We start from the raw sequence: 14,606 nt of genomic DNA on the forward strand, positions 1-14,606 counted from the left end.
TTTCGATTGGCGCATGTCGATGTAATCGTGTTAAGCTTCTACTCGCTTGCGGATCACAACGGTTCGCACCGATCACCTGCGCGGGTGGCGGAATAGGCAGACGCGCTAGCTTGAGGTGCTAGTCCTCATTTTACGAGGGTGGGGGTTCAAGTCCCCCTCCGCGCACGAAATGCCCCGGGGCCGAAAGGCCCCGGGGTTTTCCATATCAACCGTGAGGAGACGCTGTGCGAATTGATATGTGGCTCGACACGTGTGACCCGTGGAGCTACCTGGGCCTGCGACACCTGCGCACCGCCATGTCCCGCTGTGAGCACGGCGCCGAGATCGAGGTCTACCTGCACGCTTACCTGCTCGACCCCGACCTGGAGGCAGCGCTCGACAAGCCACGCATCGTCGCTCTGGTTGAATCCGGGGCTGCCAGTCTGGAAGAGGTACGCGAGGCCGACGAACGCATGCGGGCGCTGGGTGCTCGAGAGGGCATTCGCTTTGACTTCGACTCCCTCATCATCGCTCCTACTTCCCGCGCGCACCGGGTTATCGCGGCCGCCCACGACGCCGACATCGACAACGACACGGTCGCCGGCCCGGACTCTCTCCACCTCAAGGTCGCCGAGGCGATTATGCGTTCCCACTTCGAGATGGGCCTGGACATCTCCCATCCCGAGGTACTCATCGGCTGTGCGCAGGACATTGGCATGCCGCCCGACCTTGCCGCCCTCGCTGTTGGCGACGAGGAATGGGCCTCGCGCGTCTACTCCGACTATCAGATGGCGATGCACATGGGGGTGGCCTCGGTTCCCACCTACGTCATGGATTCCCAATTCCTCGTCGACGGACATCAGACCGTCACAGCATTTTCCAACATCCTGGCCACTGCCTGGGATAACGCACGAAAGGACCGCGCATGAGCGAGAAGGACACCACGGCCTCGCCTACCCCAACACCCGCACCCAGCCCGATGGAGCTGGTCCTGCAGTTCCACCACACCTACTCCGTCCCCATCCGTCCTTTCAGCGATCCGACGCTGGACTACGAGCGTATGAACATGCGCATGAGCCTGATCGCCGAGGAGTTCGCCGAACTTATGGGCGCAGTCTACGGCCCGCGCGCACGCGCGATCATCGAAGCCGCCACCGCCGAGGCCGTCGCCACCGACGAGGGGGAGCGCGATGTTATCGAGGCCGCCGACGCCCTGGCTGACCTCGTCTATGTCGTCTATGGCATGGCCATCGAGTCGGGGATGAACCTCGATTCGGTCCTGGCCGAAGTACAGGCGTCGAACCTGTCCAAGCTCATGCCCGACGGATCCGTCAAGCTCCGCGAGGACGGCAAGGTTTTGAAGGGACCGAACTTCTTCCAGCCTAATATTGCGCGCGGCCTGGGCCTTGAGAGTCCCACCGACGGCAGCGATGCGGACTAAGGTCCCTATCACGCGCATTCGAGGGCATGAGATGACACAATAGACGCGGTTCATTCAAAAGGAGGAATGTCATGGCACGCGTCGCAGTCATCGGCGGAGGATACGGAGGCGTCACGGTCGCCAAGGGGCTTGACCCCCTCGCGGACGTTATCCTCATCGAGCAGAAGGACCAGTTCGTCCACCATGCGGCCGCGCTACGCGCCGCCGTTGACACGGTGTGGGAACATGCGATCTTCATGCCTTACACGAATCTCCTGAGCCGCGGCCAGGTCGTGCGAGGCACCGTCTCCGCCGTCCACGGCACGACCGTTCATGTGTTCGGCCACGACCCCATCGAGGCCGACTACGTCGTCTTCGCCACGGGTTCTACCTACCCCTTCCCGGCCAAGTATTCCTCCTACCGTTCCTCCGTCGCCAAGGCGCGCCTCGAGCAACTCCACGAGAACCTCTCGTGTGCCCGCTCCGTCATGATCGTTGGCGGTGGCACCGTCGGCATCGAGCTGACCGGTGAGCTCGCCAATGCCTTCCCCGGGTTGGACATCACGATCGTCGAGGCCACGGACCAGATCCTGGGTACCCCCGGCTACACCGACGCCCTGCGCAACGAGATCAGCGAGCAGTTGGCCACCCTCGGCGTTCGCGTCGTCACCGGCTCCGAGCTGGCCTACCTGCCCCCTCAGAACGTCGGCGACCTCGCGCACTTCATGGTCGAAACTAAGAAGGGCGAGGTCATCGAGGCCGACCTCTGGTTCCAGTGCTACGGCGCACGCGCCAACACCGGGTTCCTGATCGGCAGCGAGTACGAGTCCGTTATGCACCCCAACGGCACGATCCGGGTCGAGCCGACCATGCAGGTGACGGGTCACTCCACCGTCTACGCTGTCGGCGACCTGACCGACGTGCGCGAGTCCAAGCGCGCCGACGCCGCGCGCCAACAGGCCCGCGTTGTCATCGCCAACATCACCGCACAGATCGAAGGGGAGGAACCCGACGCCCACTACGTTCCCACGAAGGAATGGGTCATCCTGCCGCTGGGTCCGAACATGGGTGCCTCGCAGCTGTTGGATTCCGACGGGCAGACACGCATCCTGGGTGCCGATCAGACGGCGGAAATCAAAGGTACGGACCTCATGGTGTCCGTTATCCGTTCGCAGCTCAATCTGCCCTGAAAAAGTGTGCGTCCTCACGGTAGACTGAGACCTATGACTGGAGATGCCCGCCGTGCACTGACGCGCCTGCTCAACGCTTTCGAGAACCACTTCGACATCGCACGCGATGGAGACGAGGCTGATGACGCCGCGCTCGAAGCCGCCGAGCTGGCGCTGCGTGACGCCTTCTTCACCTACGACGATATCCTCTTTACCCAGCTGGGCGTGGAACTCCCTTTCGACATCCTCGATGAGATTGACGAGGATGACTACGACGAAGTAGATGAGGACTACGACGATGAGGACTACGACGAGGACGACGACTTCATCGAAGTCGATGACTGAGACCAATCAGTCTCGCACGCGCATGAGGCGAGGGGTCGAACCACACGGTTCGGCCCCTCGTTCGTATCTGCAAGCTGCTCGCCGCTACTGGGCGACCTCGGAAAGCACCTCGCGAATCGGGGCGGGCAGCGGCTCCGTGTATTCCAGGAGGGTGTCGAGCTGTCGAGCTGTTCGCGGTCCAATGAGAGCCGAGGAGATACCCGGGTAGTCGCGTACCCACGCCAGGGCGACGTCTCCCGTGCGGCGATCCAGGCCCGAGGCCGCGCGGTGCGTTGCCTCGATGACACTGCTCGCGAAGCCCGACAAGTAAGGCTCAACCATGTGACGCAGATGTGGGGAAGCAGCACGCGAATCAGCTGGGGTCGTGTGGCGGTATTTGCCCGTCAGGGCACCGCCTGCCAGCGCCGACGCGGCCAGAACGCCAACCCCCCTGCTGGCCAGTTCCGCTACCGTTGATGCGCAGGCAGCATCCACGAGGGAGAACGGGAATTCGACGAGCGTGATCGGCGCGCTGACACCCACGACACCACGAGTGACCGCCTCTGCCAGCTGCCAGTGAGATGAACGCGACAGACCCACGTAGCGGGCGCGCCCGCTACGGTAAGCGAGGGTCGCCGCCTCCAGGGTCTCCTCCAACGGCACATCCGGGCGCGGCTCCACGAGCCACACGTCCACATAATCCGTGTCCAGTCGCGCCAACGCATCATCCAGGCTGCGCAGCAGATCCCCGCGTCCGGCCGCGCCCACCCACGCGCCCTCAGTCGCACGGCGCATCCCTCCGCGCCACGCGAGAACTACGCGGTGCCTGCCCACCGACGCTACGGCCTCGGACACGACGTCCACGGCCATACCGTCGCCGTGCGAGGGGGAGCACTCGAGGAGAGAACCACCCGCGTCGACGAAGCGCGTGAGCATTTCGAGGGCCTCGGGTGCATCGGTATCGCGCCCCCACGTCAGGGTCCCCAAACCGATCGATGACAGGTATAAGCCGCTACGTCCGCATTGCTTCGAATCCATGCCCCCTAGCCTAGCCGAGTCCGAGCCAACCACTGTGCATGCTCCGTCGGCATCGGGGGAGTGGTTCCTCCAAACACTGGACACAGCGAGCGCACACCACACCAATTGCACAGCGGATTCTTGCGCGCAGCAAAGGAATCATTGGCGATATCGGAGGCAATGCGCGTCCATAGGTCATCGATGTGACGCTCAAACGCGCGAATATCATCGGCGACCGGATCGAAGGTGATGACCTGACCCGCGCGCAGGTAGACCAGCTGCATGCGGGCCGGCAGCCTCTTCGTGCGTGCTAAAAGCAGGGCGTAAAAGCGCATCTGGTAGAGTGCTTCGTCCACGTAGCGCGGTCCGGGGGCCTTGCCAGTCTTGTAGTCGACGACCCGCAGTCGCCCATCGGGGGCTGCGTCGATGCGGTCAATGAAACCGAGCAGGCGCACGCCACCCGCTGTCGTCGTCGTCACGCGCTGCTCGCGGGCGGCCGGGGCGATCCACTGCGGCTGCTCAATGGCGAAGTAGCCGTCAATGACCCCGCGCGCGTCCTCAAGCCACGCCTGAAGGTCCTCCTCATCGGCGAAAAGATCGGCAATCGCAGGGGTCTTCGCCACGACGGCCTCGTAGGCGGGGGCGACCCGTGCGCGGGCAGCCTCAGGCGTACGCTCGTGTGGGGTCAGTCCGAACAGCTCCTCGAGGACCGCGTGGACCACCGTCCCCAGCGCTTTCGCGCGCGTCTCAGGTTCGCGGTAACCGTCCAAGACATGCAGACGATACTGGAGGGGGCAGCGCTCGTATTCTTTCGCGCGCGAGGCCGACAGCGCGGGATCCCACGTACGAGGACCGGGGGAGGGGGCAATCAGGTCTGTCATGAACACCACGCTAACCCCCACCACCCCCATTTGTGTCCTGGCAGGGGCGGGGAGGCCCAAGGCGCTATTCTTTACGTAATGACTATTCAGCGTAATAATTTCGAAACGGCCACCGATTTTGGCCAGACCACCCGTCGAGGCCCCTTGACCGAGGGCGACCGCGTTCAGGTTCGCGACCCGAAGGGACGCTTCCACCAAGTGATCTTGGTGCATGGCGGACGCTTCCAGTCCAACCGCGGTGGATTCAACCACAACGACGTTATCGACCGCCCCGACGGTCAGGTCATCGTGACCGACGAGGGGCGTCAGTTCCAGATCCTGCGTCCCCTTCAGGTTGACTATGTCATGTCGATGCCGCGCGGCGCGGCGGTTGTCTATCCCAAGGACGCGGGCGTCATCACCCACATGGGCGATATCTTCCCGGGTGCCACGGTCATCGAGGCTGGGGCCGGGTCGGGTGCCCTGTCCATGGCGCTCCTGAACGCCGTGGGACCGAGCGGTCGCCTGATCTCCGTCGAACGCCGCCAGGACTTCGCAGACATCGCTGCGGCGAACGTGGACCTGTGGTTCGGACGCCGTCATCCCGCGTGGGATCTGCGTGTCGGCGACGTGGACGAGGTACTGTGGGCGGTCGACGAGGGGAGCATCGATCGCGTAGTCCTCGACATGCTGGCCCCCTGGGAAAACATCGAGGCCATCACGCACGCGCTCATTCCTGGCGGTGTTCTCGTCTGCTACGTCGCGACGGTGACCCAGATGTCGCGCCTGGTCGAGGACCTTCGCGCGTCCGAACGCTTCACAGATCCGATCGCGTGGGAGGATATGCGCCGCGAGTGGCATCTTGACGGCCTGGCGGTGCGCCCCGAGCATCGTATGGTCGCTCACACCGGATTCCTTGTAGTGACTCGTCTGCTCGCCCCCGGCGTGACGCCGCAGGAGCGCTCGACACGCCCAGCCAAGGCTGCCGAAGGCCAGGGCGGTGCGTGGGATGACGAGCAGGACTGGTCCCTGGAGAAGGTCGGCCAGCGCGTGAACTCCGAGAAGAAGGTCCGCAAGGTGCGCCGCGACGTCGTCGCGCAGGCAGACACGTGGGCGTCGCAGGGACGCGAGGCTCAGACCAATGAGTGAGGTCGAGCAGCGCCAAGCACTCGAGCGGCGCGTCATCTCGCTCGAGGAAAAGAACGGTCGCCTCACCAGCGCTCTGACGGCGGCCCGCACCGAGCTGATTCGCCTCCAGGGTGAGTTGGCGGATGTCTCGCGCCCGCCGCAGACGCTCGCGACCTTCGTGCGTGCCTTCCCGGCCGCGCGTCAGATCGAGGTCGTTTCGGGCGGTAAGCGTATGCGCGTGGCCGTCGCCCCCAAGTTGGACGTCACCGACCTGTCGTACGGGCAGTGGGTGCGCCTGGATGACACGATGATCGCCGTCGCCGCTGATGACTTCGCGCGCAGCGGCCAGGTGGTGTCGGTCCTCGAGATGGTGGGTCCGGATCGCGTGCTCGTCGCCGCCGAGGGTGGTGCGGAGACTCTGTTGGAGCTGGCCGGACCTTTGCGCCACGGCAACCTGCGCCCCGGGGATTCCCTCGTCGTGGACACGCGCTCCGGCATCGCGCTTGAACGCATCGTGCGCGAGGACGTCGAGCAGCTGCTCACTCCCGAAGTTCCCGACGTGACTTACGCGGATATTGGCGGCCTGGACGCTCAGATCGCGCAGGTGCGCGATTCGATCGAGCTGCCCTTCAACCATCCCGAGCTGTACCGTCAGTTTGGCCTGCGCCCGCCCAAGGGCATCCTGCTGTACGGCCCTCCCGGCTCGGGTAAGACACTCATCGCCAAGGCCGTTGCGAACTCCCTGTCCAAGCGCGGCGGTGCCTCGACGTTTTTCCTGTCGATCAAGGGACCCGAGCTGCTTAACAAGTTCGTGGGTGAGACCGAGCGCCAGATCCGCGCGATCTTCGCCCGCGCCCGCGCGCTTGCGGCAGGCGACACCCCCGTCGTCATTTTCTTCGATGAGATGGAGGCGCTGTTCCGCACGCGCGGCACGGGTGTGTCCTCGGACGTCGAGACGATGATCGTCCCGCAGCTGTTGGCCGAGATGGACGGCGTCGAGTCTCTCGACAACGTCGTCATCATCGGTGCCTCCAACCGCGCGGACATGATCGACCCCGCCGTCCTGCGCCCCGGGCGCCTGGATGTGCGTATTCGCGTGGATCGCCCCGACCGCGCGGGCGCGCTCGACATCTTCTCGAAGTACCTGACGCCCGCCGTGCCCATCCACGCGGCGGAGGTTGCGCGCGCCGGCGGTATCGACGAGGCCGTGGCCGGGATGATCACGCGAGCGGTCGACGCGCTCTACACCCGTGACGAGACGACTGCGCTTTTCCTCGCGACGCTGGTGAGCGGCGATCATAAGCGCATCTACCTGGCGGACCTTGTCTCTGGCGCACTCATCGCAGGTATCGTGGAACGCGCGAAGAAGTATGCGATCAAGGACGCACTCACCGGGCAAACAACAGGACTGACCATGGAACACCTGCTGCGCGGTGTACACGAAGAAATGAACGAATCGCTGGAGTTGGCCGCGACCTCTTCGCCGGAGGACTGGGCCCGCACGAGCGGACTCGCGCCCGAGATTGTCAGCGTCAAGCCGATTGGAGCGGTGAAATGAGCAGCGAACGCATTATCGGAACCGAGACCGAGTACGGTGTGTACCGTCCCGGAGACGCCTGGGCCAACCCGATTGCCCTGTCCACCCGTGTTGTGTCCGCGTACGGCGAGATCTCTCGCTCCGGTTCGCCAGCCGATGGAGCGGGTGTCGTGCGGTGGGATTACACGGGTGAGGACCCCCTCAATGACCTGCGCGGTATGCGCATGTCGCGGGCAGCCGTCGACCCGTCGCTCCTCACGGACGATCCGTATCACCTCGCGCCTTCCGGTGGCTCCGAGCGCGTTGCCCGCCCCACGGCCGAGGAACTTGCCCTGCCCGCCGCGACGACCGCCGTGCTCACCAACGGTGCGCGTCTTTACGTCGACCACGCCCATCCGGAATACTCGGCCCCCGAGACCCTGGGCGCGCGCGACGCGCTCCTGTGGGATCGCGCGGGCGAGGTGATCGCCAGGCGCGTCATGGAGCGCCTGGCGGCACTGGGCGAGGAACCCATCGTGCTCGTCAAGAACAACACGGACGGTAAGGGCGCGGCCTACGGCACGCATGAGAACTACCAGATGCCCCGCATCACTGACCTGGACACGATCATCCGAGGCCTGACACCGTTCATGGTGACACGCCCTGTTATCTGCGGCGCGGGCCGCGTGGGGCGCGGGCAGAAGAGCGAGGTTCCGGGCTTCCAGATGTCCCAGCGTGCCGACTTCGTCGAAAACGAGGTGGGCCTGGAGACGACCTTCAACCGTCCGATCATCAACACGCGCGACGAACCCCACGCCAACCCCGCGCAGTTCCGCCGCCTCCACGTCATCGGCGGCGACGGCAACATGTTCGACGTGTCCGCCTTCCTACGTTTCGGTACGACCTCCCTGGTCCTGTGGGCCATCGAGCAGGGCACCGATCTGCGCTGGGATTCCATCGTCATGGATGATCCGGTTCAGGAAACCTGGAACGTCTCCCACCATCCCGACCTCGACTACAAGATCGGCACGGCCGGCGGCTCCTACACAGCCGCCGAACTCCAGCAGGTCTACCTGGACCTGGTCCTGGATACCTTCGAGGAAACCGGCACGACTCCCACGGCGGCAGACCGGGAGATCCTCACCCTGTGGCAGTCTGTCCTGGACCGCATGCGCGCCGATCTCTTTTCCGTGGCGAGCGATGTCGAATGGGTCGGCAAGTACCAGCTCGTCAAGCGCCAGAAGGAGCGCACGGGCCTGGAGTGGAACGACCCGCGACTGGCCGCCATCGACCTCCAGTGGGCGGACCTGCGGCCCAACCACGGCCTCGTCTACCGACTCGCGAAGGCCGGGTTGGTGACGCGCCTCGTCTCCGATGAGGATGTTGAGCGCGCCGCCGACGTCGCACCCGCCAACACGCGCGCCCACGTACGCGGCTGGGCCGTTGCGAACCGCCCGGACCTGGTCAAGGCCTCGTGGTCCTCGCTGGTCTTCGACCCGGGCGAGGGTGACCTGGTGCGCTTCCCGATCGCGGACGCCCTCGATACCTCCACCCGCTGACACGACGACAGAAAGAAGAACACACCATGTCGAACCAGATTTTTGCCGGTGCCCCCGCCCCCGACGACGACCCGATTGAGGCCGCGGGCCAGGTTCAGGCGCGCACCGCATCGATCGACTCCCTCCTCGACGAGATCGATTCTGTCCTCGAAACCAACGCTGAGGCCTTTGTCCAGGGCTTCGTCCAGAAGGGTGGCCAGTGAGGTGAGGCGTCGAGTTTTCGGCATCGAAACGGAGTACGGGCTGACGGCCGCGTCCCCGTCCGGGGCAGCGCCGATGGACGCCGAGCACGCCGCTCGTCAACTGTTCGAGCCGCTCCTGCACCAGGGGCGCTCCTCCAACCTTTTCCTACGCAACGGCGGACGCCTCTACCTGGACGTGGGTGCACACCCCGAGTACGCAACCGCCGAATGCGACCGCCTGGAGGACCTGCTCGAGCAGGATCGCGCGGGATCCGAGATACTCGCCGATCTGGCCGTCCAGGCCGACGAGGCACTGGGCGAGCTGGGCACCGACCTGCGCCTGCACCTGTTCCGCAACAACCTGGACTCACAGGGCAACTCCTATGGCTGCCACGAGAACTACCTGCTGCACCGACGCCGCGACTTCCGCCAGGTTGCCGACGCGCTCGTCGCCTTCTTCGTGACGCGCCAGATCCTGGTGGGCAACGGGTGGATCAACACCGGAGCCGCGACGCCGCGCCTACAGTTCTCCCAACGCGCCGACCAGATGTGGGACGCCGTATCGTCGGCGACCACCCGCTCGCGCCCGATTATCAACACACGTGACGAGGCCCTGGCCGACTCGGGTGCCTACCGACGCATGCACGTCATTGTCGGAGACACGAACGTCGCCGAGCCCACGACGGCCCTCAAAGTCGGCATGACCGAACTTCTCATCCATGCCATTGAGGACGGCCTCCAGATCGAAGACCTGGCCCTGGCCGATCCGATGCGTGCCATCCGCGAGATCAACGCTGACCTGACCGGCTCTGCAGCCATCGAGCTGGCCTCAGGTCGCACCACCTCCGCGGTCGCTCTGCAGCGAGAGATTCGCGAGCGCGTCCTCGCCCGTATTCCCGTCGCCGAGCTGGACCCGATGCGCGCTTATGTGGTCGACCTGTGGGGCCGAGGCCTCGACGCAATTGCGAGCGGCGACTGGAGTGGGGTTGCCACGGAACTGGATATCGCGATCAAGCGCACGCTACTGTCCTCCTACTGCGCGCGCACCGGCGCTACCCTGAGCGACCCGCGAGTGGCTCGCCTCGAACTGTCCTATTCGGATATCACGGCGCAGGGCCTGCGCGAACGTATGGAAAAGGCCGGTCTCATGCGCCGCCTGACGACGCCGGAAGGGGTCTCGCGCGCGACGACCGTCGCTCCGGCCTCGACGCGCGCTCACCTGCGCGGGCGTATCATCGCTGCGGCGGAGGATGCGCGCGCCGACCTCAGTGTTGACTGGGTGCACGTGCGCCTCGACGATTCCACGGCGTTTCCGCTGTCCCTGCAGGATCCACTGGCCACGTCCGACCCCCGCGTTGATGGACTCATCGCGCAGATTCACGCGTCGTCTCCTACGATTCCCGCATGACCCCCGCTTCGCAACACTCCAACAATGCGAGCGTCCGACGCTCGAAAGGCTCCTCACAGCGCGCCGCTGCGAGGGGCGAACGCTCACGCGGATCCTCGCGTGCGTCCCTGCTGATGCGGCTCCTGATCACGCTCGTGGTCCTCGGGGCGTGCGGGGCCGTCGCCTGGTGGGCATTCCGCCCGGTACCTGCCGCGCAGGAAACGTCGACAGCCGAGACCAGCGCGCAGTCGACGACACTTCCGTTGTTCGACCGCGTCGCCGTCTCGGGGCGCGTTGGTGCCACGCCGACGATTGAAATCAAGGCACCCCTGGAGGTCGACGGCACCAAGGCAGCGACTGTCATTGCTGGCAACGGACGTCAGATCACCGAGGGGTCTCCCGTGCTGGTCGCTATCACGGCCTTCGACGGAAAGACCGGCACGAACCTGTCCGAGTCGGGTCGCCCCCAGCTGAGCCTGGGGATCGTCGGCACCAACGTCATCGGTGATGACCTGACGAATATTGTGATCGGGCAGAACGAGGGGTCGCGTATTCTCGCCTACCGGACGATTGCGCCGGGCGCAGGCGCGCCTGGTTCGACGAGCAACATCGAGGTTGAGGTCATCGACATCCTGCCCTCCATCGCGGTGGGCACGGAAGCGGATGCATCAAACGGCCCGTTGACCGTCAACATCGTCCCCGAAGGCCCAATCATCACCCACGGCACGACTGTGCCCGACCGTGTGACGACGCAGACGCTCATCAAGGGCGACGGCATCCAGGTGCACGAGAGTGATCGCGTGGTCGCTCAGTTCACCGCCGTGGGCTGGAACGATGGTGTCGTGCGAGTGTCCACGTGGGAGACCGGCGTCCCCCAGGTCATCAATCTCGGTAAGGCCATGCGTGGCCTGCAGACCGCCCTGGTGGATCAGAAGGTTGGCTCGCGCTTGGCGATTACGATTCCCCCAGACCTGGCGGCCGGCGACGACACCCTGTGCTTCGTCATCGACATTCTTGGTACCGAACCGGGCTTGGGCACGACTGGGGACACGACGCCGCAGTCCTGATCGTTCACCCCGTGAGAGTGAGCGGGCATCGGCAGTCGGCCTTGTGGGACACTGGGAGGCATGCTGAGATGGATGACCGCCGGAGAATCGCACGGACCTGCATTGCTTGCCACGATAGAGGGCCTGCCCTCGGGCTTGCGCATCACGACCGATGACCTGCGTCGCGTCTTGGCGCGCCGACGCCTGGGATACGGGCGCGGTGCGCGCCAGAAGTTCGAGGCCGACGAGGTCTCGATCCTGGCGGGTGTGCGACACGGGGTGACGACGGGTGCACCTGTGTCCATTCGGATTGGAAACTCCGAGTGGCCCAAGTGGGAAACAGTCATGAGCGCCGACCTCGTCGATCCCTCCGCTCTGCTCATCGATGCTGGCACGGGTGATGAGCGTGAGATCGCACGTAACCGCCCGCTGACGAGGCCTCGTCCCGGTCACGCGGACCTGTCCGGCATGCTCTCCTACGACTTGCCCGAGGCGCGTCCGGTACTCGAACGCGCCTCCGCGCGTGAGACTGCGGCGCGCGTCGCCCTCGGCGCACTTGCCGAGGCACTCCTCGAGCAGGTGGCCGGCGTGCGCCTGGTCTCCCATGTCATCGCGGTCGGTACCCAGCGCACCAACTCCGAGGTGGTGCCGACGCCCGCCGACGAGAACGCCCTGTGCGAGGCCTCCATGCGCACCCTCGACACGGCTGACAACGCCCGCTTTGAGGCCGCCGTCGATGAGGCGAAGCATGCGGGTGACACCATCGGCGGCGTCGTTGAGGTGATCGCCTACGGTGTGCCTGTGGGGCTGGGCACGCACGTGACTGCACGCGAGCGCTTGGACGCACGCCTGGCCGCCGCGCTCATGTCGATCCAGTCCGTCAAGGGCGTCGAAATTGGTGACGGCTTCGCACAGGCCGCCCTGCTCGGTTCCGCCGCACACGACGAGATCGTGCGTGGGGCGGATGGGCACCTGACTCGCACCACCAACCACGCAGGCGGCATCGAGGGAGGCACATCCAACGGCGCACCCATCGTGGCACGCGCCGGCTTCAAGCCGATCTCGACCGTCCCTCGCGCTCTGCGCAGCGTCGATTTGGCGACCGGTGAGGAAGCCGTAGGCCTACACCAGCGCTCCGACACCTGCCAGGTTGTGCCCGGTGCCGTCATCGCCGAGGCCGAGGTCGCCCTGGTTCTGGCCGACGCCCTCTTCGAACACGCGGGCGGGCGCTCGGTGTCCGAGATGCGCCGTAACCTTTCCTCTTACCTGGAGGTTGTGGGGGAGCGCGCATGAGCGTCGCGCTGCCCATCGTCCTCGTCGGGCTGCCGGGAGCTGGCAAGTCGAAGGTCGGTCGCCTGCTCGCCGGTCGCCTCGGAGTCCCTCACGTCGACACCGACGACCTGATTGTTGAGCGTGAAGGACGAGCGATTTCCGATATTTTCGCCACCGATGGCGAGTCTGCATTCCGTCTCATGGAGACCGTGGCGGTCGCCGATGCGCTCTCACGTCGCGCGGTCGTGTCACTGGGCGGGGGAGCAGCGGCCACCGACGCTGTGCGCGACCTGCTCGCTGGTCACATCGTTGTCTATATTGACGCCCCTCACGACGAACTCGTGCGCCGCACAGCATCCAAGACTCACCGCCCGCTGCTCGTCACAGACCCCGACGGGGTGCTACGGCGACTGAGAAGCGAGCGCGAACCTCATTACCGTGCCGTCGCCACGCTGACCGTGCCCACCGGGCCGGGACCCGCCGAGGACGTCGCCACCGCCATTCTCACCCACCTGGAGCAGCTATGAGCACCACCATCGGGGTCACCGGCCCCCATCCCTCAACTATCACCGTCGGCCGTGATTTGGGATTTGCTCCCATCGCCGCCGTGCTCGACGAGGCCGTCATGAAGGTCCTCATCATCCACGCGCGCCCGCTCGCTGCACGCGCAGTGGCGCTCGCCGAGCACCTCCGTTCCCTCGGCTACGAGGTGGCCACCGCCGACCATCCTGACGCCGAGGCCGGAAAGGCCATCGAGGTCGTGGCCGGCTTGTGGGACACCTGCGGGCACCTCCAGCTGGGCCGCAAGGACGTAATCATTGCCATGGGCGGGGGAGCGACCACAGACATGGCGGGCTTCGTCGCCGCCACGTGGCTGCGCGGCGTGACGCTCATCAACGTGCCGACCACGCTGCTCGGCATGGTTGACGCAGCCGTGGGCGGCAAAACCGGTATCAACACATCGGTGGGCAAAAATCTGGTCGGCTCCTTCTACCCGGCCGACGCGGTCATCGCCGACATGAGCCTGCTGGCAACCCTGCCCCGCCAGGACCTGGCGGCGGGGGCCGCCGAGGTCATCAAGTGTGGGTTCATCGCCGACCCTAAGATCCTGCGCATCGTGGGGGAGACCTCCCCGGAGATCCTCCTTGACCCCTCCAGCGAGCAGCTGGCCGAGATCACTACCCGTGCGATCACAGTCAAGGCCCGCGTCGTCTCCGCCGACCTGACCGAAGGCGGACTGCGCGAGATCCTCAACTATGGTCACACCCTCGCCCACGCGATCGAGCGAGCGAACGACTACACGTGGCGCCACGGCGACGCGGTGGCCGTCGGCTGCTGCTTCGCGGCACGTCTGGCTCAAGCCCGGGGGCTGCTGAGCGCTGACGATGTTGCTCGCCACGACCAGCTTTTCTCACGTGTCGGGTTGCCGACGCGCTACGGGGGAAGCACTCTCGACGAGCTCACCCACATCATGCTCTCCGACAAGAAGGTACGGCGCGGAATCCTGCGCTTCGTCCTCCTTGAGGGAATCGCACACCCAGCGACAGTCTCCGTCGATCCGCAGGAGCTGGCTGCTCCAGCCTCACAGATTGGCATTCGCGCATGAGCCTCATCGTCTTGATCGGAGTCACGGGCAGCGGCAAAACCACCGTTGGACGCGAGCTTTCTCTTCGCTACGAACTTCCTCTGTATGAAGTCGACGAAGCCGTCGAGGCGCGCCTGGGCGCACCCATGCGTACCCTCGTGG

The 14,606-nt window shown here is 65.5% G+C and carries 16 protein-coding genes and 1 tRNA gene; 15 read left to right on the plus strand and 2 right to left on the minus strand.

Annotation, left to right across the window (positions count from 1 at the left end):
- The first annotated feature begins 78 nt into the window (after positions 1-78).
- The 5 genes from QZ149_RS04915 to QZ149_RS04935 all read left to right on the plus strand — a co-directional run bounded on the left by QZ149_RS04915 (position 79) and on the right by QZ149_RS04935 (position 2,913).
- Positions 79-165: transfer RNA gene (locus QZ149_RS04915), tRNA-Leu, on the plus strand.
- A gap of 59 nt (positions 166-224) precedes the next feature.
- Positions 225-908: a DsbA family protein gene (locus QZ149_RS04920; protein ID WP_291450154.1), complete on the plus strand. Its 684-nt coding sequence runs from the start codon at positions 225-227 to the stop codon at positions 906-908.
- A complete protein-coding gene (locus tag QZ149_RS04925; protein ID WP_291450155.1) occupies positions 905-1,420 on the plus strand; it encodes a nucleoside triphosphate pyrophosphohydrolase family protein in 516 nt (171 codons plus the stop codon). Before QZ149_RS04920 ends, QZ149_RS04925 begins: the two co-directional genes overlap by 4 nt.
- Positions 1,421-1,491: 71 nt before the next feature.
- Positions 1,492-2,589 (plus strand): FAD-dependent oxidoreductase, encoded by a 1,098-nt coding sequence (locus QZ149_RS04930; RefSeq protein ID WP_291450156.1) that lies wholly within the window; start codon positions 1,492-1,494, stop codon positions 2,587-2,589.
- A 33-nt stretch (positions 2,590-2,622) separates the two neighbouring features.
- Positions 2,623-2,913 carry a DNA primase gene (locus QZ149_RS04935; RefSeq protein WP_291450157.1) on the plus strand — a complete coding sequence of 97 codons (291 nt, stop codon included), beginning with the start codon at positions 2,623-2,625 and terminating at the stop codon, positions 2,911-2,913.
- 84 nt (positions 2,914-2,997) lie between these two features.
- On the opposite strand, the gene QZ149_RS04940 is transcribed toward QZ149_RS04935, so the two are convergent.
- Both QZ149_RS04940 and QZ149_RS04945 read right to left on the minus strand, forming a co-directional pair.
- Positions 2,998-3,930, minus strand: coding sequence for an aldo/keto reductase (locus QZ149_RS04940; RefSeq protein ID WP_291450158.1), 933 nt, complete (start codon positions 3,928-3,930; stop codon positions 2,998-3,000).
- A 5-nt stretch (positions 3,931-3,935) separates the two neighbouring features.
- The gene (locus tag QZ149_RS04945) at positions 3,936-4,790 is read right to left on the minus strand and encodes a PD-(D/E)XK nuclease family protein (protein WP_291450159.1); all 855 of its coding nucleotides are present in this window, start codon (positions 4,788-4,790) and stop codon (positions 3,936-3,938) included.
- A gap of 78 nt (positions 4,791-4,868) precedes the next feature.
- On the opposite strand from QZ149_RS04945, the gene QZ149_RS04950 reads away from it, so the two are divergent.
- The 10 genes from QZ149_RS04950 to QZ149_RS04995 all read left to right on the plus strand — a co-directional run.
- Complete coding sequence (locus QZ149_RS04950; protein ID WP_291450160.1) at positions 4,869-5,918, plus strand: tRNA (adenine-N1)-methyltransferase; 1,050 nt, start codon at positions 4,869-4,871, stop codon at positions 5,916-5,918.
- On the plus strand, positions 5,911-7,455 hold the full coding sequence (arc, locus tag QZ149_RS04955) for a proteasome ATPase (protein ID WP_291450161.1): 1,545 nt from the start codon (positions 5,911-5,913) through the stop codon (positions 7,453-7,455). Before QZ149_RS04950 ends, arc begins: the two co-directional genes overlap by 8 nt.
- Complete coding sequence (gene dop / locus QZ149_RS04960) at positions 7,452-8,972, plus strand: depupylase/deamidase Dop (protein ID WP_291450162.1); 1,521 nt, start codon at positions 7,452-7,454, stop codon at positions 8,970-8,972. Before arc ends, dop begins: the two co-directional genes overlap by 4 nt.
- Before the next feature lie 26 nt (positions 8,973-8,998).
- Positions 8,999-9,175 carry a ubiquitin-like protein Pup gene (locus tag QZ149_RS04965; protein WP_009649050.1) on the plus strand — a complete coding sequence of 59 codons (177 nt, stop codon included), beginning with the start codon at positions 8,999-9,001 and terminating at the stop codon, positions 9,173-9,175.
- A 1-nt stretch (position 9,176) separates the two neighbouring features.
- Positions 9,177-10,562, plus strand: a complete 1,386-nt coding sequence (gene pafA / locus QZ149_RS04970) for a Pup--protein ligase (RefSeq protein WP_291450163.1) — start codon at positions 9,177-9,179, stop codon at positions 10,560-10,562.
- A complete protein-coding gene (locus tag QZ149_RS04975) occupies positions 10,559-11,608 on the plus strand; it encodes an FKBP-type peptidyl-prolyl cis-trans isomerase (protein WP_291450164.1) in 1,050 nt (349 codons plus the stop codon). Before pafA ends, QZ149_RS04975 begins: the two co-directional genes overlap by 4 nt.
- A gap of 60 nt (positions 11,609-11,668) precedes the next feature.
- Entirely contained in the window at positions 11,669-12,880 is a 1,212-nt protein-coding gene (gene aroC / locus QZ149_RS04980; RefSeq protein ID WP_291450165.1) for a chorismate synthase, read from the plus strand.
- A complete protein-coding gene (locus QZ149_RS04985) occupies positions 12,877-13,386 on the plus strand; it encodes a shikimate kinase (RefSeq protein ID WP_291450166.1) in 510 nt (169 codons plus the stop codon). Before aroC ends, QZ149_RS04985 begins: the two co-directional genes overlap by 4 nt.
- A complete protein-coding gene (gene aroB, locus QZ149_RS04990; protein WP_291450167.1) occupies positions 13,383-14,465 on the plus strand; it encodes a 3-dehydroquinate synthase in 1,083 nt (360 codons plus the stop codon). The genes QZ149_RS04985 and aroB overlap by 4 nt, the downstream gene beginning before the upstream one ends.
- Positions 14,462-14,606 (plus strand): shikimate kinase (locus QZ149_RS04995; RefSeq protein ID WP_291450169.1); only part of this gene is annotated, 145 nt, incomplete at its 3' end. The genes aroB and QZ149_RS04995, both read left to right, overlap by 4 nt.

The organism is Actinomyces sp. ICM47, from assembly GCF_905369875.1.
Classification (GTDB): Bacteria; Actinomycetota; Actinomycetes; order Actinomycetales; family Actinomycetaceae; genus Pauljensenia.